Source organism: Flavobacterium riviphilum (genome assembly GCF_055231795.1).
The window spans coordinates 32794-52735 of record NZ_JBUYSY010000017.1 but is presented as its reverse complement, the minus strand read 5'-3'; the positions used below and the strand labels follow the sequence as shown (position 1 = coordinate 52735).

General features: G+C 34.5%; 19 protein-coding genes. 10 read left to right on the top strand and 9 right to left on the bottom strand.

What is annotated here, in order from left to right:
- Nucleotides 1-85 precede the first annotated feature (85 nt).
- From ACZIX2_RS12605 to dnaA, 3 genes are read right to left on the bottom strand one after another with little or no spacing between them, the layout of a single operon-like run.
- Entirely contained in the window at nucleotides 86-808 is a 723-nt protein-coding gene (locus ACZIX2_RS12605; RefSeq protein WP_463340450.1) for an SAM-dependent methyltransferase, read from the bottom strand.
- Between the two features lie 30 nt (nucleotides 809-838).
- Nucleotides 839-1306, bottom strand: coding sequence for a low molecular weight protein-tyrosine-phosphatase (locus ACZIX2_RS12600; protein WP_463340449.1), 468 nt, complete (start codon nucleotides 1304-1306; stop codon nucleotides 839-841).
- Nucleotides 1307-1313: 7 nt separating this feature from the next.
- Nucleotides 1314-2741 (bottom strand): chromosomal replication initiator protein DnaA, encoded by a 1428-nt coding sequence (gene dnaA, locus ACZIX2_RS12595; RefSeq protein ID WP_463340448.1) that lies wholly within the window; start codon nucleotides 2739-2741, stop codon nucleotides 1314-1316.
- 186 nt (nucleotides 2742-2927) lie between these two features.
- Here dnaA and ACZIX2_RS12590 point away from each other — a divergent pair, with 186 nt between their 5' ends.
- Nucleotides 2928-3332, top strand: coding sequence for an acyl-CoA thioesterase (locus ACZIX2_RS12590; RefSeq protein WP_463340447.1), 405 nt, complete (start codon nucleotides 2928-2930; stop codon nucleotides 3330-3332).
- A 30-nt stretch (nucleotides 3333-3362) separates the two neighbouring features.
- On the opposite strand, the gene ACZIX2_RS12585 is transcribed toward ACZIX2_RS12590, so the two are convergent.
- From ACZIX2_RS12585 to ribD, 3 genes are read right to left on the bottom strand one after another with little or no spacing between them, the layout of a single operon-like run.
- The gene (locus ACZIX2_RS12585; protein ID WP_463340446.1) at nucleotides 3363-3992 is read right to left on the bottom strand and encodes an IMPACT family protein; all 630 of its coding nucleotides are present in this window, start codon (nucleotides 3990-3992) and stop codon (nucleotides 3363-3365) included.
- Between the two features lie 19 nt (nucleotides 3993-4011).
- Nucleotides 4012-4614 carry an HAD family hydrolase gene (locus tag ACZIX2_RS12580; RefSeq protein WP_463340445.1) on the bottom strand — a complete coding sequence of 201 codons (603 nt, stop codon included), beginning with the start codon at nucleotides 4612-4614 and terminating at the stop codon, nucleotides 4012-4014.
- Nucleotides 4607-5650, bottom strand: a complete 1044-nt coding sequence (gene ribD, locus ACZIX2_RS12575; RefSeq protein ID WP_463340451.1) for a bifunctional diaminohydroxyphosphoribosylaminopyrimidine deaminase/5-amino-6-(5-phosphoribosylamino)uracil reductase RibD — start codon at nucleotides 5648-5650, stop codon at nucleotides 4607-4609. Before ribD ends, ACZIX2_RS12580 begins: the two co-directional genes overlap by 8 nt.
- A gap of 104 nt (nucleotides 5651-5754) precedes the next feature.
- On the opposite strand from ribD, the gene ACZIX2_RS12570 reads away from it, so the two are divergent.
- Nucleotides 5755-6240, top strand: coding sequence for a GNAT family N-acetyltransferase (locus tag ACZIX2_RS12570; protein WP_463340444.1), 486 nt, complete (start codon nucleotides 5755-5757; stop codon nucleotides 6238-6240).
- 43 nt (nucleotides 6241-6283) lie between these two features.
- Nucleotides 6284-7138 (top strand): peptide chain release factor N(5)-glutamine methyltransferase, encoded by an 855-nt coding sequence (gene prmC / locus ACZIX2_RS12565; RefSeq protein WP_463340443.1) that lies wholly within the window; start codon nucleotides 6284-6286, stop codon nucleotides 7136-7138.
- 204 nt (nucleotides 7139-7342) lie between these two features.
- On the opposite strand, the gene ACZIX2_RS12560 is transcribed toward prmC, so the two are convergent.
- Together ACZIX2_RS12560 and ACZIX2_RS12555 are read right to left on the bottom strand one after the other, a co-directional pair.
- Nucleotides 7343-7702, bottom strand: coding sequence for a four helix bundle protein (locus tag ACZIX2_RS12560; protein WP_463340442.1), 360 nt, complete (start codon nucleotides 7700-7702; stop codon nucleotides 7343-7345).
- A gap of 263 nt (nucleotides 7703-7965) precedes the next feature.
- Entirely contained in the window at nucleotides 7966-9207 is a 1242-nt protein-coding gene (locus ACZIX2_RS12555) for an ABC transporter permease (RefSeq protein WP_463340441.1), read from the bottom strand.
- A gap of 254 nt (nucleotides 9208-9461) precedes the next feature.
- Here ACZIX2_RS12555 and ACZIX2_RS12550 point away from each other — a divergent pair, with 254 nt between their 5' ends.
- The 5 genes from ACZIX2_RS12550 to dnaJ all read left to right on the top strand — a co-directional run bounded on the left by ACZIX2_RS12550 (nucleotide 9462) and on the right by dnaJ (nucleotide 16117).
- Complete coding sequence (locus ACZIX2_RS12550) at nucleotides 9462-11537, top strand: M48 family metalloprotease (RefSeq protein ID WP_463340440.1); 2076 nt, start codon at nucleotides 9462-9464, stop codon at nucleotides 11535-11537.
- 116 nt (nucleotides 11538-11653) lie between these two features.
- Nucleotides 11654-12541 (top strand): CorA family divalent cation transporter, encoded by an 888-nt coding sequence (locus ACZIX2_RS12545; RefSeq protein ID WP_463340439.1) that lies wholly within the window; start codon nucleotides 11654-11656, stop codon nucleotides 12539-12541.
- A gap of 108 nt (nucleotides 12542-12649) precedes the next feature.
- Nucleotides 12650-14074, top strand: coding sequence for a histidine--tRNA ligase (gene hisS / locus ACZIX2_RS12540; protein ID WP_463340438.1), 1425 nt, complete (start codon nucleotides 12650-12652; stop codon nucleotides 14072-14074).
- Between the two features lie 303 nt (nucleotides 14075-14377).
- Complete coding sequence (locus tag ACZIX2_RS12535) at nucleotides 14378-14956, top strand: nucleotide exchange factor GrpE (RefSeq protein ID WP_463340437.1); 579 nt, start codon at nucleotides 14378-14380, stop codon at nucleotides 14954-14956.
- A 51-nt stretch (nucleotides 14957-15007) separates the two neighbouring features.
- The gene (dnaJ, locus tag ACZIX2_RS12530; protein ID WP_463340436.1) at nucleotides 15008-16117 is read left to right on the top strand and encodes a molecular chaperone DnaJ; all 1110 of its coding nucleotides are present in this window, start codon (nucleotides 15008-15010) and stop codon (nucleotides 16115-16117) included.
- Between the two features lie 82 nt (nucleotides 16118-16199).
- Here the strand turns inward: dnaJ and ACZIX2_RS12525 are convergent, their stop codons facing one another.
- On the bottom strand, nucleotides 16200-17171 hold the full coding sequence (locus ACZIX2_RS12525) for a fasciclin domain-containing protein (RefSeq protein WP_463340435.1): 972 nt from the start codon (nucleotides 17169-17171) through the stop codon (nucleotides 16200-16202).
- Nucleotides 17172-17582: 411 nt separating this feature from the next.
- Here ACZIX2_RS12525 and ACZIX2_RS12520 point away from each other — a divergent pair, with 411 nt between their 5' ends.
- Together ACZIX2_RS12520 and ACZIX2_RS12515 are read left to right on the top strand one after the other, a co-directional pair.
- Nucleotides 17583-18506 (top strand): ABC transporter ATP-binding protein, encoded by a 924-nt coding sequence (locus ACZIX2_RS12520; protein ID WP_463340434.1) that lies wholly within the window; start codon nucleotides 17583-17585, stop codon nucleotides 18504-18506.
- Between the two features lie 79 nt (nucleotides 18507-18585).
- Nucleotides 18586-19902, top strand: coding sequence for an ABC transporter permease (locus ACZIX2_RS12515; protein WP_463340433.1), 1317 nt, complete (start codon nucleotides 18586-18588; stop codon nucleotides 19900-19902).
- Nucleotides 19903-19942: the final 40 nt, after the last annotated feature.

The window sequence follows — 19942 nt, the reverse complement described above, 5'->3', positions numbered from 1 at the left end:
ATAAAAACGTACACATCGCGTTTGGTAATTTTCATAAATGTTTTTTTAGTAGTTAATATTCAAATATACTAAAAAACTCACAAAGTTACATTTTGTGTAAAATAAAAATAGTAGGACGCTTGTGAAGGTCTACTTTTTCTTTTTTCCAAGCCGCTATTTTTTTGGTTTTAATGTATTCAGTTGGTAAGGTGATATCAGCTGCAACGCAAAGATAGGTTTCGGGGTGTAAAATTTGAATTAAATCTTCGAGTAGTTTGTTGTTACGATAGGGCGTTTCGATAAAAATTTGCGATTGGTTTTTATCAAATGATAGTTTTTCAAGAAACTTTAAGGTTGTTTTTTTGTCGTCTTTTTCAATGGGAAGGTAGCCGTTGAACGTAAAACTTTGGCCGTTCATCCCAGAGGCCATTAGCGCTAGTAAAATAGAAGAAGGGCCTACCAATGGCACTACTTGTATGCCTTTGCTGTGTGCTAGTTTTACTATTTCGGCACCTGGATCGGCCACACCTGGGCACCCAGCTTCGCTCATGAGTCCCATGTTTTTTCCTTCCATAAGGGGTTGGAGATAGGAAGAGAGAACGTTGTTTTCGGTGTGTTTGTTTAATGGAAAAAGCACCAATTCGGATTGCTTTTTTTCGGGTTGCACTTGTTTGATCGATTTTCTAGCCGTCTTTTCGTTTTCAACAATATAAAAATCTATCAAATCAATACTTCTTTTTATAGTCTGTGGCAATACATCCATAGGGTCGCATTCACCCATAGTGGTTGGGATTAAATAAAGTTTGCCATAAGAAGTATTTGTGTTCATTGTATGTATTGTACTGTAACTTTTACAGAATTAAGTGTGTTTTTTGATTAATTTATCGGCGATTACCTCGCAAACTTCGTCTAGCATTTGATAAACATTGTCAAAACCGTTGGCAAGACCAAAATAAGGGTCGGGAACATCAACGTTTTCGCCTGGGAACAACTCATTCAAGATCATTTGTACTTTGTCTTTTTGCATATTGTTTTGAGCCATAGCTATTACATTGTCGTAATTGGAACTGTCCATGACGTAAATGTAGTCAAAGGTATCAAAGTCCCTAGGTTCAATTTGTCTGCCCTTTTGATGCGCAATGGCAATGTTGTGTTTTTTAGCAACAGCAATGGAGCGCTGATCAGGCGATTGTCCTATATGCCATGAGCCGGTTCCGGCAGAATCCACAATGAATTGATTTTTTGGTAATTTCGAGGCTAAAATACCTTCTGCTAATGGAGATCGGCAAATATTGCCTAGACAAACCATTAAAATTTTTACAGGCATAAAGGATTTATATCGTAAGTTTTGAGTTAATGTCGTCTACAAATTTTTTGAATTGTTTGTCGGTAGTTACAAGATTGTCTACTGTTTTGCAAGCATGTAATACAGTAGCGTGATCTCTATCTCCAATTTGTGAGCCAATATTTGCCAAAGAAGCTTTGGTGAATTTCTTCGCAAAAAACATAGCCAATTGACGGGCTTGCACAACATGTCTTTTTCTGGTTTTAGACTGTAAAGTGTCGATGTCTAATTGGAAATAGTCCGAAACGATTTTTTGAATATAATCTATAGAGATTTCTTTTTTAACGTTTTTAACGAATTTCTCAACAATGCTTTTGGCTAAGTCGATGGTTACTTCTTTTTTGTTAAAAGAAGATTGAGCAATAAGCGAAATTATTGCGCCTTCTAATTCTCTTACATTGGTTTTGATGTTACGCGCAACATATTCGATAATGTCGTCTTGAATGAAAACGCCATCCCGGTACAAAATGTTTTTTAAGATTGAAATACGGGTATCATAGTCGGGTTGGTGCAACTCGGCGGATAATCCCCATTTGAATCTAGAAAGCAAACGTTGTTCAATATCTTGCATATCTACTGGAGCTTTATCCGAAGTTAGGATTACCTGTTTACCGTTTTGATGCAAATAGTTGAAGATGTGGAAAAACACATCTTGTGTGCCTGATTTACCTGATAAAAATTGTACGTCGTCAATGATTAAAACATCAATCAATTGATAAAAATGAATAAAATCATTTCTATTGTTTTTTCTTACAGAATCTATGTATTGTTGTGCAAAAATTTCTGCAGAAATATACAAGACCGTTTTTTCGGGGAATTTGTCTTTAATTTCTACACCAATAGCGTGGGCTAGGTGCGTTTTACCCAATCCTACTCCTCCAAAGATTAAAAGAGGGTTGAATGATGTGCCTCCGGGTTTGTTGGCTACTGCCATACCAGCCGAACGGGCCAAACGGTTTGAATCGCCTTCAATGAAATTGTCAAAACTATAATTTGGGTTGAGTTGCGATTCGATTTTTATGTTTCGGATTCCAGGAATAACAAAAGGGTTCTTTAATTCTGGATTCAAGTTTTTAATTGGCGAATCTACCTCTTGGGGTTTCACCACAACTCTATTGGTACTAGGCAGCTGCTCGGTGAAAGGTTGTTTGTTGCCATAAGTATTCTCCATTTTTATTTTATAAAGCAACTTGGCGTTTTTACCAAGCTCTTTTGTGAGGGCTACTTTTAGTAATTTTACATAGTGCTCTTCTAACCACTCGTAAAAAAATTTACTTGGAACTTGAATGTAAAGTGCGTTATCGGTGAGTTCAACTGATTTGATAGGCTCAAACCATGTTTTGTAGGCTTGCTCCTGAATGTTGTCCTTTATGAAAGATAAACAGTTATCCCATACCGATTGTGCAGTTTTATTCATAGATTTGGCGAAATAATTTAGACTTTATTTGTTGTTTGTAGTGAAAAACAAGTGTAGAAAATTCTCTTTTTCACGTTAACAAAAATGTGAATAATTTTTTGTTTAAAAAAATAATTTGGACTATAATTTTTGAAAAAAATGTCGTATGACGAAAAATATTAATTTTTATTTATTAGAAATATACTTATGAAAAATCATGAAGTTCAAGTAAGGGTGCGCTATTCAGAAACAGACCAAATGGGAGTGGTATATCATGGCAATTATGTGCCTTATTTTGAAATTGGTAGAGTGGAATGGCTTAGAAATCATGGAGTTTCGTATAAAGTGATGGAGGAAAATGGAATTGCACTGCCTATAGTATCGATGACTTTGAACTATAAAAAACCTGCCCGATATGATGATTTGTTGACCATTCAAACACGTTTCAAAAGTCAGCAATCGGTGAAGATTGAATTTGAGTGTGCTATTTATAATGAAGCTAAAGAGTTATTAACAACTGCCGAATTTATTTTGGTTTTTGTGTCGCTAAAAACCGGTCGACCAATTGCTCCACCAGATTATATTTTGGACCTATTGAAGACTATCGATTAACGGCATTATTCATCGATAAAATACATGTTTTTACTCTTTTTGTAGTTCGATTTCAAACATGCTTTCAAAAATGCTGAAAACTTTTTCGGCATTTTTTTTTCGTATTTGACAGCTAATTTTTGCCATAGGCAAGTGATTTTCGGGTTGAATATCGACTTCTTGATGGTTAATTTGTATTTGATTTTCTTTTATCACTCGCATTACTCTATTCATATGTTTGTAGTCAAATCGAATACTAAAAAGGATATCAATTGTTTTTTCTACCACTTCACAAATGTTTAGCGTATCATGTGCAGTTGTTCTATAGGCGGATATTAATCCTCCAACACCTAGTTTGGTGCCACCAAAAATTCTTACGACAACAACTAATATGTTGGTAAGTCCAAATGACTGTATTTGTCCATAAATTGGTGTGCCTGCAGTATTACTGGGTTCTCCATCGTCATTTGCTCGGTACAAAATTTTTTCAGTTCCAATTTGGTAAGCATAGCAGTAATGACAGGCCGTTGGGTGTTGCTTTTTTAAGTGTTCAATAATAGGTTTTACATCCTCTTCGGTTGTTATAGGATAGGCATAGCCAAAAAACTTACTGCCTTTCTCTTTAAAAAGGATTTCCTCAGATGGGATATCGATGGTTTTATAGGTGTCTAAAGTTTCCAAATGTATGGGTAAAATGAAATTACAAAAATTCTTTATCCAATAAATCTACTACATCTTCCTCTCCAACGCATAAATTCCAAACATGTATTCCTAAAGATTGAGCAGCATCAGTATTTTCTTTTTTGTCGTCTATAAATAAGGTTCGTTTGGGCGAAAGTTCATGTTGATGCAATACGTATTGGTATATTTCGAGTTCCGGTTTTCGCATCCCCATTTCAAAGGAATAGTATACTTTTTCAAAACATTGATAAAAAGCACTATAAAATGAACTTCCAACTCTCTGTTCAAAAGTGTCAATATGAATCGCATCGGTATTGCTCAATAAAAAAAGACGATAGTTTTTGGAGAGTTGTTGTAAAAATTCCAAGCGATACAAGGGGAAATCCAATAAGATGGCATTCCATGCGCTCAGGATTTCTTCTTTACTTGCTCCTGGGAGGTGTTTTTGAAAACCCTCTATGAAGGTTTCTTTTGTACAGTTTCCTTTTTCAAAAGCAATATTCAGCGCGTGGAGTTCTTTATTCCATTCTTTTAGGCCTAATTGTTCTAATTGGTCTTGTGTTGCTTTTTTATCGAGATTGATAAAGACATCACCAAAATCAAAAATAAGGGTGTCAATCATTATTTCTAAGTATTAATAACTGATCGGAATCCAAAGTGGAAGTCCATGCATTTTCTTTTTCAATATGTGGAGCTTTTGTGCCTTGATCAAAATTTGAAGTGCCTATGAATATTCGAGCTTCATCCCAAAGATTTTCATCTATAAAAGATTGAATGGTTTTAGCACCACCTTCAATAATGACCGATTGAACTTTTTGTTCATACAAGGTGCTGACAATTTGAAGGACTATATTTTTGGTAAAGTCTATGGTTTTATAAGTAGAATTCTTTTCATTGCTTAAAATAGTTTTTTCAGTGAAAATTAAAGTAGGAATGCTATGGTCCAAAAGATGACTTGAGGTAGGGATTCGTCCCATTCGATCGATAAGAATACGAATTGGGTTTTGACCATGCCAATCTCTAGTATCTAATTTTGGGTTGTCTTTTATAGCCGTTTCAGTTCCAACCAAAATAGCTTGTTCTTCGCTTCTCCATTTGTGCACCAATTGTCTGGATCGTTTGTTGGATATCCAAATTGGAGCTCTTTCGGTAGTTTCAAGAGGTGCAATATAACCATCTGTAGTTTCTGCCCATTTAAGAATGATATAAGGTCTTTTTTTGTTGTGAAAGGTAAAGAAACGTCTGTTGAGCTCAATGCATTCTTTTTGAAGTACGCCTACAACTACTTCAATCCCAGAATTGTTTAGGTGCTCAATTCCTTTTCCTGCTACTTGTATGTTGGGATCCACGGTACCTATGACCACTTTTGGGATTCCCATTTCTACAATTAAATCTGCACAAGGGGGCGTTTTTCCAAAATGGCTGCAAGGTTCAAGACTCACATAAAGGGTTGCTTTTTGTAATAAGGTTTTGTCTTTAACACTGTTGATGGCGTGAACTTCGGCGTGGGGTTCGCCGGCTTTTCGGTGCCAACCTTCGCCAATTATTGTATTGTTGGCAACAATTACGCTACCCACTAGAGGGTTTGGATAGGTTGTACCTAGACCATTTTTGGCCAATTCGATACAACGTTTTAGGTAGGTTTCGTGCTTTTTCATCATACAAAAGTACAGTTTTTTGTGCTAGTGATTTCCTTTTGCAATTGAGTTATTTTTCCATTTACAATGTTACTTTTGTAGAATAGTTTTTAAATCACCCTTTTATGGAATCTTGGATAATCCGAAAAATTGAAAAAAAAGACAATGCCGAAGTAGCACAATTGATACGGACTGTTTTTGATGAATTGGAAATTCCTAAAGTAGGGACTGCTTATGAAGATCCTTATCTGGATTTGATGTATGAAGAATACAGCAAACCGCGTTCGGCTTATTTTGTAGTAGAACATGAAGGAAAAGTGGTGGGGTGTGCTGGAATTGCGCCTTTGGCCAATGAGAAAGAAACGATATGTGAGCTGCAAAAAATGTACTTTTTGCCTCAAACTAGAAGCAAGGGGATTGGTAGTCAAATGATGGCTATTTGTTTGCAAACTGCCAAAGAATTCGGTTTCGAACAATGTTATCTCGAGACCATGCCTTTTATGCTAGAGGCTCAAAAATTATACAAGAAAACCGGTTTTGAATATTTGTGTAGTGCTATGGGCAACACAGGGCATAGTAGTTGTCCTGTTTGGATGCTAAAGGATTTATAATGACTTTTTTTTCGATGCAAATCGAATTATTTTACAATTAATCATGACGATAAAAGAGTATAGAGCCCATTTTATTCAAGAACTTTCTTCTGTATATGAGAACAGTGAGGCCGAAAGTTTTTTTTATTTAATACTGGAAACGAAACATCAACTCAAACGAATTGATTTGGCGTTGCAACCCCATTTGACGTTTTCGGAGACCGATCTTGTGGTTTGGAACACCATTTTAGAGGAATTAAAAAAAGAAATTCCGATTCAATACCTTTTAGGAAAAACCAGTTTTTATGGATTGGATTTTGAAGTCAATGAAAATGTATTGATTCCAAGGCCCGAAACCGAAGAATTGGTCGAATGGATTCTTCAGAATTGTAGCACAAGGAATGGCAACGCCGAGTGCTCCATTCTCGATATTGGTACGGGGAGCGGTTGCATTCCGATTAGTTTGAAAAAACATTTGCCAATGGCCAAAGTTTCGGCTATAGATGTTTCGGAAAAAGCTTTGGAAGTGGCGCAGAACAATGCGAAGTTGAATCAGGTTGACGTCAGTTTTATATTGCAAAACATTCTTGAAACAGAGGATTTACCCACCGAATATGATGTTATCGTTTCGAATCCGCCTTATGTTAGACATTTGGAAAAGCAAGAGATCAAAAAAAATGTTTTAGACTATGAGCCCCATTTGGCCTTATTTGTAGCCGATGATGACGCTTTGATTTTTTATAGAAAAATAGGCGCTTTGGCTGCAAAACATTTACGCCCCAACGGAAAATTGTTTTTTGAAATCAATCAGTATTTGGGAAAAGAAACGGTTGATTTGTTGGTGAGTTTAGGTTTTCAGAATGTGGAATTACGAAAAGATATTTACGGAAACGACCGAATGATTTTGGCATTGAAATAAGTTTTCAGACGACTGGTCTTTTAGATTGAAGATTTTAGACGACAGAAAGCAGAAAGCAGACGGCAGAAATCAGACGGCAGAAATCAGACGGCAGAGAGCAGGCGGCAGACTTCAGAATTAAGATTTTAAATTCAATTTTTAACCATAGATCTATCTAATCTCTGTATTCTTCTATCTTCTGTCAGAAGTCTATTTTCTGCTTTTTTAAGTAAACTTATCAGGATTGTTGATCATATAGTTTATTAGTCTTCCTACTTCTAAACTTTTTTGAGTTAAGTCTGTAAATAAATCCTCTGAAATATATTCACAAGCTAAAGCGTATTGTAACCATGATTGTGTTTCAGCATTCTCTGCGTCACTATCGGTTAGTTTTAATACAAAATGCTTTTCGTATCTTATTTTTCTAGAGGCTTCAGCAATATTAGCAGATGTACTTCTCGAAGAGCGTCTTATTTGATCTGTTAAAGAATATTTTTCTTCGATTGGAAATGTTTTTGTCATTTTAAAAATCATCATAGATAACTCAAATGACTTTTTGTAGGCTAACAATTCTTGAAACTTCATTTTAAATGATTAAAGTGATTGCTTTTTAAATTTTGATATATTCTAAACTGTTTTAGTTTTGATTTTACAAAAACTGCCTTTTTCAATCTGCCTTCTGCTATCTTGAATCTGCTTTCTGCCTTCTTCAATCTACCTTCTTCAATCTACCTTCTTCAATCTACCTTCTTCAATCTACCTTCTTGAATCTGCCTTCTTGAATCTGCCTTCTTGAATCTGCCTTCTTGAATCTGCTTTCTGCCTTCTAAAAATCTCTTTTCAAACAACTACTCATATCGCAATGCTTCAATCGGGTCTAGTTTAGATGCTTTAACAGCAGGGTATAGGCCTGAAACGATGGCTACAATAAAGCTTGTAACAAAGGCGGCCAAAATGGCGCCCCATGGAATAACAAAAACAAAATCAATGGCTTTGGCAATTCCAAAACCGATGAGTATACCAAAAATAATGCCCACAAGTCCGCCCAATTGACCAATTAGCAAAGTCTCGATAAAGAACTGAAAGGCAATAGTGGTTTTTTTGGCACCTAAGGCTTTACGAACTCCAATTTCTCGAGTGCGCTCTGTTACCGATACGATCATAATATTCATCAAGGCGATAGAAGAACCTAAAATGGTAATGATGCCAATGAGCCATGAGGCCCAACCTAAATATTGGGTGATACCCAAAATGCGGTTGATCAAATCGTCACTTCGAACAATCCCAAAGTTGTTGTCTTTGACAGGGCTTAATTTGCGAACACGTCGCATTACGGCAGTGGCGTTGTCTACGGCTTGGTCCAATAATTCTTTTTTGCCCACCATTACGCTGATGCTGTAATTAATGTTGGGCGCGCTAAATAAGGATCTTGCCAATTGAATCGGAATCAAAACGCGTAAATCTTGACTGTTACCAAACGTAGCGCCTTTTTCTTTCAAAACGCCAATAACTCTAAAACGAGCGCCACGAATCGAAATGATTTTATCGATTGGGTTTATATCCTTGAGTAAGCCTTTTTCGAAATCGGAACCCACAACACACACGTACGCATTATTGTTGATGTCGAAACTTGTGAAATTGCGCCCGGAACTAAATTCAAGTCCCGAATTCACCGCAAATCGTTCGTCTACTCCTACAATTTTATTCTCAGGATCGGTTTTGGTATTCAGGTATTTGACTTCGGCTGTAGAGGTAGCCGTAAAGGAAATTGAAGTCTCCGTAAACGGGTATTTGTATTTGTTTCGAAAAGCTACGGCATCCGGGTAAGAAATAATGGGGTTGATGATTTCTCTTTCGCCTCCACCACGATTACGAGTAGTGTTTTCGTATTGATTGATGTTGAAGGTGTTAGCGCCCATGGAAGCAAAATCATTAGAAATGGTGTTTTCTAAGGCGGCAACCACGGTCAAAATGCCTACCAGAGCCGTAATTCCAATAGCAATAATCAGTACCGTCAAGATGGTACGCAGCAATTGAGTCCTCACAGAACCCAGTGCAATCTTTATATTTTCGTTGAATAGTTTAAGCATATACTTTCTTTGTCACGAAAATACAATTTTTGTTACAAGATTGTTTTTCAAAATCGCACATTTATGGTGTTTGCCCAATTTTTCGCTTTAGGAGCTATTCCTGCTTTTCATTACAATATGGGATAAATAAAGTCAGTATTATTTGTGTGAATGTGACTATAAAATTATATTGTTGTGATAATTTTTGTAAGTAATTATTGTTATATTTGAAATTGATTAATTGTATTTAGATAAACAATATTAAATCTAAAAAAATGGATAACATAAAAGTATCATCAGATTTTAAAGTTCAAACAACCAAAGCAATTTTTTCAATATTACTCTTTCTAATTACCTATATAACCATGTTGGTTTTGGCGGTTGGATTGACAATTTTATGTGTATATGGTGGGGTTATGTTAATTGCTGCTAAGCCAATGTTTGTTACCATTGCCATTGGAATTGGATTGGCAAGTCTAGGTGTTTTAGTTTTGTTTTTCTTAGTAAAATTTATTTTTAAGTCTCACAAATTTGATCTATCTCATTTAACTGAAGTAACCAAAACCGATGAGCCAAAACTTTTTGAAATGATAGAAGATATTGTAAAGAAAGTCGGTACTAATTTCCCTAAAAAGGTATACTTGTCATCAGATGTAAATGCTTCTGTGTTTTATGATTCAAGTTTTTGGAGTATGTTTTTTCCAATAAAGAAAAACCTTCAAATTGGAATTGGTTTAGTTAATTCAATTACACAGTCTGAACTAAAAGCTATATTAAGTCATGAATTTGGGCATTTTTCTCAAAAATCAATGAAAGTTGGTAGTTATGTATATAATGTAAACCAAGTTATATTCAATATGTTATTTGAAAATGAATCGTATGATAAAATGTTGCAAAAATGGGGAAGTACTAGTGGGTATTTTTCAATTTTTGTGATAGTAGCATTTAAAATTATCGAAGGTATAAAATGGTTACTTAGAGAAGTTTATAGTGTTGTGAATAAAAATTACATGGCATTATCAAGAGAAATGGAATTTCATGCGGATGAAATAGCAGCAAATATTACAGGTTATGAACCTCTGAAACAGTCTTTACTTAGAATGTCGTTAGTAGATCATGCATACAATTCAGTATTGGATTTTTATGATAAGAAAATAGTTGAAAATCAAAAATCAGACAATGTTTTCAGAGATCATTTGTTTGTAGCAAATTTTCTCGCAAAAGACAGTAATATTGAGATAAAAGATGATTTACCCTTTGTTTCGGAACATGATTTAAATAAGTTCAATAAATCAAAATTGATTATTAAAGATCAATGGGCTTCGCATCCAAGCCTAGAGGATCGAATTAAAATGTTAGAAAAAACAGGTTTGAATAAAACTGAACTGAATAATCAACCTGCCAATCTTTTATTTACGAATATTGAAAAAATTCAAACGGAACTAACTCGAAAAATGTTTGATAAAGTTGTTTATTCTGGTGAGTGTTCGGTTTTACCTTTTGAAATGTTTCAATTAAATTACAAGACTGATTTTTTTGAGAATTCTTTTTCCAAGGTTTACAATGGTTATTACGATAATAAAAATCCATTGTATTTTGATGTTTCAAATTTACATACCACAGCTAGTGTTGTTGAGTTAATTGATTTGTTTTCAGAAAATAAATTAGATGAAGTTTTGATTGCAAACGCACTTCAAATAGATATTCAATCAATTAAGCAAATATCAGATCATTCTTTGGGGGTAAAGACATTTGATTATGATGGAGTTAAATATTCTGTTGATGATTGTCAAGAAATACTATCTAAACTAGAAAAAGAGTTAGAAATATTAAACGAAAGAATTAAACTTAATGATATCGAAATTTTTAAACACTTTTTTATTCGAGAGCAAAAAAATAATTCAAAACCCAAACTGCAAGAGTTGTACATTGACTTTTTTGATTATGATAAGGAGTTTGAATTTAAATATGATATTTATGTTCAGTTGTCTAATGATTTGCAATTTGTAAGTAATGTTACGCCATTTGAACAAATTCGTCTTAATTTTAATGAAATTAAACCTTTGGAAGAGAAAATGAAGCATGAAATAAAAGAGCTATTAGCAGCTAAAGATTGTCAAGATATAATTACTCATGAGATAAAAGCAAATTTCGAATTATATATACAAGAAAATCGTGAATATTTTGTGAATGAAAATTATGTAGATGATAACTTAGAAATCCTTTTTTCTTCCATAAACAATTACGCTTTTGTTCTATCTAGAGTTTACTTTCTTAAAAAGAAAAAAATATTAAGCTATCAAGCAGAATTAATTGAAAGAGTACCTATAATGAGTGGTGTTGAATCATAAAGCAAAATAATTATTTTTTTTTTTTTTTTAGTTTATTAAAAGAGATCATCTTTTTTACTATAAGTTAGTAGGTATTTGTATTACATTAAAAAAGATCTATTTACAACCAAAACAAAATGACATCACCTGCCCCAAAAAAAATACAATTCGACAACTTTGTTTGGATAGACATTTGCCAACCCAACAAAGAAAGTCTTGATCAAATTGCCCTAGAATACCAATTGGATTATTTTCAAATTAAAGATAGTTTGGAGCGAGGCCACTTGCCCAAATTTGAAAAGCAGCCCAATTATAATTTTTTAATTCTGAGGGCTTTTACACCGAGAATGGCCAGTAAAGCGACAACCATCAATGAATTGTCGCATAAAATCGCCTTTTTTTACAACGGACACAAAATCATCACGATTCATCGCAGTCCGTTTACTTTTTTGGAAACGGTAAAAAAAGACCACAAAACACCTGAGGAGATTTTGATTTATCTCATCCACAAAATGGTTGAAACTTATCAAGTTCCTTTGAACGACTTGGACGAAAAAATCATTCAAATCGAAAAGACGATTTTCCTGCAAGACTATTCTAAAATCTCCTTGGAAGAACTGTATTTCTTGAAAGCGCAAACCCGTATCACCAAAAAACTATTGCAGATTTTTCAAAATGTCATTCACCAACTCGAAGTGAGCGAGTCTTCCAAAACCGCCTTGCAAGACATCAAAGACAAGCTGCTGAGTTTGCTACTCAATTATGACGAAGTGCTTGAAAACGCGAATAATTTACTGAATACTTATCTTTCGGTCAACGCACAAAAAAGCAATGATGTAATGAAATTGTTGACCATCTTTTCGGCTTTCTTTTTGCCCTTAACTTTTATTGCAGGTATCTATGGAATGAACTTTGAATATATGCCCGAACTACAATGGCCTTTGGGTTATTTTATGACCTTGGGCGTGATGGTGGTTATTGCGTTGGTCATCTATTTTTGGTTCAAAAGAAAACGCATTCTTTGATATAGGAATATGAAATCATAGTTTGACTTTATAAAACCCACTCTTTTTAGCTGGGAATTCTGTTAAAAAGTAAGATATTTGCAGTCCTAATTGAAAATTCATTTTACAATGGCTTCAAAACCTAGTATACCCAAAGGCACGCGCGATTTTTCGCCAGCTGAAGTGGCTAAAAGACAATACATTATTCAAACGATAAAAAGCAATTTTGAGAAATTTGGATTTCAACCCATTGAAACTCCATCTTTTGAAAATTCGGATACTTTGATGGGAAAGTATGGCGAAGAAGGAGATCGTTTGATTTTTAAAATATTAAACTCGGGTAACTTTTTTTATAATAAAAATAAAATTGAATTACCCGAATCGCTAGAGAGTTTACAACAAAATTCGGCCGAAAAGATTACCCTAGAGCAACGTGTAGAATTAAATAAATTTACAAGCAAGATTTCTGAAAAAGCCTTGCGTTACGATTTGACCGTTCCTTTTGCGCGTTACGTGGTGCAACACCAAAGTGAAATTGAGTTTCCGTTCAAGCGATACCAAATTCAGCCTGTTTGGAGAGCCGATAACCCACAAAAAGGGCGTTTCAGAGAATTTTATCAATGCGATGCCGATGTGGTGGGGTCCAAGTCATTGTGGCAAGAAGTGGAGTTAGTGCAATTGTATGACACTGTTTTCACGGCTTTGGGATTAAATGGCGTGACTATCAAAATCAATAATCGTAAAATATTATCCGGAATTGCTGAAGTAATTGGTGCTTCGGATAAGTTGATTGATTTTACGGTGGCATTGGATAAATTGGACAAAATTGGCGAAGACGGTGTTAAGAAAGAAATGGTCGAAAAAGGCATTTCCGAAGCAGCCATCGCCAAAGTGCAACCTTTGTTTGGGTTTAATGGAACTATAGCTGAGAAAATTCAGCAATTATCACAATTGCTTTCTGCTTCCGAAGAAGGGATGAAAGGGGTTAAAGAACTGCAATTCATTTGCGAAAACGTGACGCAACTCGGATTGGCTACTGCTAATTTGGATTTGGATGTGACTTTGGCAAGAGGACTGAATTATTATACCGGCGCTATTTTTGAAATTGCTCCACCAAAAACCGTTGCCATGGGTTCTATTGGCGGCGGTGGAAGATATGACGATTTAACGGGTATTTTTGGTTTGAAAAACATGAGTGGTGTGGGGATTTCTTTTGGATTAGACCGCATTTACTTGGTAATCGAAGAGTTAGGTTTGTTTCCTGACACTGTTGCCGCTACATCAAAAGCGTTATTTGTAAATTATGGCGAGCAAGAAGCCTTTGTAGCCATGCAAACTATTCAAAAATTAAGAGCCGAAGGTATAAAAGTAGAGTTGTATCCTGATGCAGTCAAAATGGGCAAACAGTTGCAATATGCCGATAAACGAGGGATCCCTTTTGCGGTGATTATCGGGACTAAGGAGATCGATTCTAAGACATTTGCGCTTAAGAACTTGCTTACCGGAGAACAAGTGGTCTTGAGTTATGATGAATTAAAGACCTATTTACAGTAATAAAATAAAAAGCTTCGTTACAATAACGAAGCTTTTTTCTATTATAAACAATGCTGAATTAATAATTAACTAAAAAACAGGTCTTAATTTTTTACTATGTATAATTTAATAGCTTATGAAGAATGAGCAAATTTATGTAAATTTAAATGAGTTGTTCTTAAATTTATATTAAATTTTTGAGAAGTATGCAATTGTGAATTTTTCGACTAGAAAGATAGAGCAGATGAATGATGGGGTGTCTGACAATTTGACATTTTTGTAATTTTGGCAATACTTTTGAGTCCAGCTATCAAGAATCAAAAAATGATGTTTAAAAATATTTTTAAAAATAAAAAACCTATGACTACTGAAAATACAGAGTTCGATCAAGAAATAGATGATGCAACGATTGAGAGCAATGCTAATGGAGAACAACTAATTATTGAAGAATTAAGTGTTGAAGAACAATTAACTCAAGATTTAGCCAAAGAAAAAGATAAGTTCTTGCGTTTGTTTGCAGAGTTTGAAAATTATAAAAAGCGTACCACTAAAGAACGTGTGGAGTTATTTAAAACCGCTAATCAAGAGGTGTTGTTGGCTTTGTTGCCTGTCTTAGATGATTTTGATCGCGCTATGATTGAAATTAGCAAATGGGAAGACAATTCCTTGGCTAAAGGAGTAGAGTTGATACATGAAAAATTAAAAGGCACCCTTTCTGCTAAGGGGTTAGAGTTGGTTGACGTGAACACTGGAGACGATTTTAATGCTGATTTTGCTGAAGCGATTACTCAAATTCCTGCTCCTTCCGAAGATTTGAAAGGCAAAATTGTAGATGTTTTAGAAAAAGGATACAAATTAGGAGATCGTATTATTCGTTTTCCAAAAGTAGTCATCGGACAATAAATTAAGAGTCAAGGAGGCGTTATTAGCGAACCTAAACAGTACAAGAAAACAATGAAAAAAGATTTTTACGAAATATTAGGAATTTCTAAAGGGGCTTCTGAAGCCGAAATCAAAAAGGCCTATCGCAAAAAAGCTTTAGAATTTCACCCTGACAAGAATCCTGACAATCCTGCAGCCGAAGAGCAATTCAAATTAGCTGCAGAAGCCTATGAAGTGTTGAGTGATCCACAAAAACGCGCCAAATACGATCAATACGGTCATCAAGCCTTTGATGGTTCTGGTGGTTTTGGTGGCGGACATGGCGGCATGAACATGGAAGATATCTTTAGTCAATTTGGAGATATCTTTGGTGGCAGTTTTGGAGGTTTTGGCGGAGGAGGCGGTGGGCCTCGTCGTACCAAAGGAAGCAACATGAGAATTAAACTTAAGTTGACTCTTGAAGAAATTGCCAATGGTGTCGAGAAAAAAGCCAAAGTTAAACGCAAAGTTAAAGCACCAGGAGTTACCTATAAAACTTGTTCTACTTGTAATGGTCAAGGACAAGTGATGCGAGTTACCAATACCATTTTGGGACGAATGCAGTCTGCGTCTACTTGTCCTTCTTGCGGTGGTAGCGGGCAAATTTTGGACAAAAAACCTAACAATGCCGATGCCCAAGGAATGATCCTAGAAGAGGAAACGGTTTCAATCAAAATACCAGCTGGTGTAGTAGATGGTATGCAATTGAAAGTGTCTGGTAAAGGAAATGAGGCTCCCGGAAATAGTATTCCTGGAGATTTGATTGTGCTTATAGAAGAAGTGGAGCATGAGTTTTTAAAACGAGAAGGAGAGAACCTGCATTATGATTTGTATATCAGTTTCCCTGAAGCCGTTTTAGGAGTTTCTAAAGATATTGAAGCGGTTAACGGAAAAGTACGTATCAAATTGGAAGAAGGTATTCAATCTGGCAAAATATTGCGTTTGAAAGGCAAAGGAATCCCAAGTATCAATGGCTACGGAAGTGGTGATTTATTAGTTCACGTAAATGTTTGGACTCCAAAAACGTTGAATAAAGAACAAAAGCAGTTTTTTGAAAAATATTTAGAAGACGATAATTTTATTCCTCACCCAGAAAAATCTGAAAAATCATTTTTTGAAAAAGTAAAAGACATGTTTTCATAAATGTTAGGTGGAATCATATTAAGACTAAAGTAAAAAGCCGCGCAAATTTTTGTGCGGCTTTTAGTGTTTTTATGTATAATGTCTACAAAGAAGGTAAAAGTACTCTTTCCAATACATGAATCACACCATTAGTGCATTGTACATCGAATGCAATCAAGTTACAATTTCTATTATTAGCATCAACTAAACGGGTGGGCGAAAATTTTACGGTAACATTTTGTCCAGCAAAAGTTGGTACTAATTGGTTATCCGTTAATTGAGAAGAGAGCACATTAGCCCCAGCTACTACATGGTATTGTAATACTTTAGTTAAGTTGGTTGCTGAAACTCCTGCGATACCGCCTGGTGCAAGTTCAGAATTAAGAGCTGTAAAAGCTGCATTGGTTGGAGCAAATACTGTAAATGGACCGTTACCAGACAAGATTGTTACAAAGTCTGGTTGGCCTGGACTAGTTAAAGCTCCCACTAAAGAAGTGAAAGTATTGTTGGCAAGTGCATGAGTGACAATAGTAGGTAGTGGTATTACTGTATCTACCATATGGATAACACCATTTGGAATTAAGATATTTGCTTTAATAACATTTGAAGCTCCATTTAATCGAACCCCTTTTGAGGTATCTACAAACATGCTTAGAGTGTTAGTTGAGGAAGCACTTCCAATGGCATTTGTTTTTATATAGCCAGTTTTTAGATCTTTGGCTAAAAGTCTTTCGTTTATACTGTGATTAGATAGAATTTGTATCAATAGAGCTCTTGGTACTTCTAAAAGTGATTTGTAAGGAGTAGTTTTTAAAAATGCATTAAATGCTGCATTAGTTGGTGCGAAGAAAGTAAATCCTTTTCCTTTGGCAGTTGTTGATGGAATCATTCCTGTCAAATTCATTGCTTCTTCAAACATTGAAAAATCAGGATTATCAATTACAACTTGAGAAAATGGAATGTCTTTACTTTTTGCTTCCATTTCGTTTTCTGTAGTTTCATTGGTACAGGATACGGCAAATAATGCGATAAATGCCAAAATTCCGACAACTTTTGTTTTAAATAAATTTTTCATAACTTTTAACTTTAAATAGTTGTTAATCAGTGTCATGAGGCAAATTTATGAATCTATCGCAGTAATATTGTTTAATGTTTTCTTAAAAAAAATAGACAAAATGTAGTTTTATACTTTTATTATAAATTGTTTGATTTGTTTATTTATTGATAACGTCATAAAGTTTTTAATTTGACGATAATTTTTTAAAAATGATTAAATGATTTTGGTTAAACAATTGATAATTAGTGAGATAGTGAAATTTTATAGCATCGAAATGCCAACAAGTTTTATTTTTTTGTTGGAAAAATTAATCTTAAAAAGTTAGGATGTGATTGTGTTGTTTAACTTATGTATTAAAAGGTAATTTCTACAACAAATAGCATTAGTTGAAGTCTAATTATATATTTTTGCATATTTAAAAATCAAGTAATGAGTAATATTCTCGAGGTAAAAAATGTAGTGAAACAATATGGAGATTACGTCGCACTAAACGCTGTTTCGCTTTCGATACCCAAAGGCAGTATTTATGGTTTATTAGGACCCAATGGTGCCGGAAAAACGTCCCTAATTCGTATCATCAATCAAATTACTTTACCTGATAGTGGTGAAATACTTTTGGATGGCGAAAAATTACAACCCCATCATATACAACAAATCGGTTATCTTCCAGAAGAAAGGGGTTTGTATAAATCCATGAAAGTTGGTGAACAATGTTTGTATTTGGCTCAATTGAAAGGACTATCAAAAAATGAGGCTAAAATTCAATTGGATTATTGGTTTAACAAATTAGACATTAAAGGATGGTGGGATAAAAAAATTGAAGAGTTGTCCAAAGGGATGGCTCAAAAAATTCAATTCATTGTTTGTGTATTACATCAACCTAAATTATTGATTTTTGATGAGCCATTTACAGGTTTTGATCCTGTTAATGCTAACATTATTAAAGAAGAGATATTAGGATTGAAAGCCAAAGGTACTACTATCATTTTCTCAACGCATCGTATGGAAAGTGTTGAGGAATTGTGCGATAATATTGCTTTGATTCACAAATCGAATAAACTAATCGAAGGAAAATTAGAAGAAGTAAAACGACAATACCGTTCTAATAGCTTTATTGTTGGAATTTTGACTGATAATGTAGAAAGCTTGATGTATGATTTAACGCAGCGATTCAAAGTAGGACCGGCTAATTTTAAATCATTAAATAATGAGTTGAAGTTAGAAATTGAGTTGGGATCAGCAGCGCCTAATGAATTACTGAATGTATTGCTACAACGTGGTCAAGTGACCCATTTTGTCGAAAAAACACCAAGTGTGAACGATATATTTATTAAAACTGTAACTGAAAAATAATCTTTTGAAATTTTAAAATTCCAAATATCAAAAATATTGGAATTTGGAATTTATCTTTTGATTTTTAAAATATAACTATATGAGTATGATCTCGTTGATTATAAAAAGAGAATTTATAGCCAAAGTGCGCAACAAATCCTTTATTGTAATGACTTTCTTGAGTCCATTATTGTTTGTAGGAATAGCAGTATTTGTTAGCTATTTAGCAAGTATGAAAGCTGATACCAAACAAATAGTAATTCATGATGAAACAGGTTTGTTTGCAAATGGTTTTATGGTAAAAAACAAAAAAGATAATGAATACCAATATTTAGATTTATCGGTTTTAGATATCAAATCGTTAAAAGATAGTATTAGCCAAGAGCGTTTTGAGGGGGTTTTACAAATTCCTAAAACCAATTCGTTAGCTGAATTAGACAATAAGATTCAATTCATATCCAATAATAGTCCAAGTATAGCCTTTATCGAAGAGGTACAGAATGTTTTAGATAAAAAAATAACTCAACTCAATTTTCAATCGGCCAAATTGGATACTTTGGCCATAAAAAAAGCACAATCAAACATTAGTATAGGTTTGAGTAAAGCCTCGGGAGAACAAAGTTTGAAAGGCTTAAACGAAATCAAAATTGCTATTGGTGGAGCATTTGGTTATTTGATCATGATGTTTATTGTGATTTATGGTAATATGGTAATGCGAAGTGTGATTGAAGAAAAAACCAATCGAATTATCGAAATTATCATTTCCTCAGTAAAACCTTTTCAGTTGATGATGGGTAAAATTATCGGAACATCACTAGCAGGAATTCTTCAGTTTTTAATTTGGGCTATTATTGGTTTTGGATTATTACTAGGTGCCTCTATTTTTTTCGGTGTCGATTTAGGGCCATCTGCCAAAGTACCGCCAGCAGTGTTGGAAGCAGCGCAGCAAGAATTTACAAGTATAGCACAATTGTACATAGCTGAATTGTGGAATCTTCCAATAGTTACTTTACTAACTAGTTTTGTGATTTATTTCATTGGAGGCTACTTTTTGTATAGCTCGTTTTATGCGGCTATTGGGGCTGCGGTGGACAATGAAACCGATTCCCAGCAATTTCTACTTCCAATCATAATGCCTCTTATTTTAGGAGTTTATATCGGATTTTTCACGGTTATTAATGATCCTCACGGAACGGTTGCTACTGTTTTTTCGATTGTTCCGTTGACTTCTCCAATTGTGATGTTAATGCGCATTCCTTTTGGAGTACCTTTATGGCAAATTTTTCTTTCGGTTGTACTTTTGTATGCCACATTTTTATGGGTTGTTTGGTTTGCTTCCAAAATTTATAGAGTAGGTATTTTGATGTATGGCAAAAAACCGAGTTGGAAAGAATTGTACAAGTGGTTGAAGTATTAAATTCCCAATAACAAATTTCTAATTTCCAATTGTTGGAATT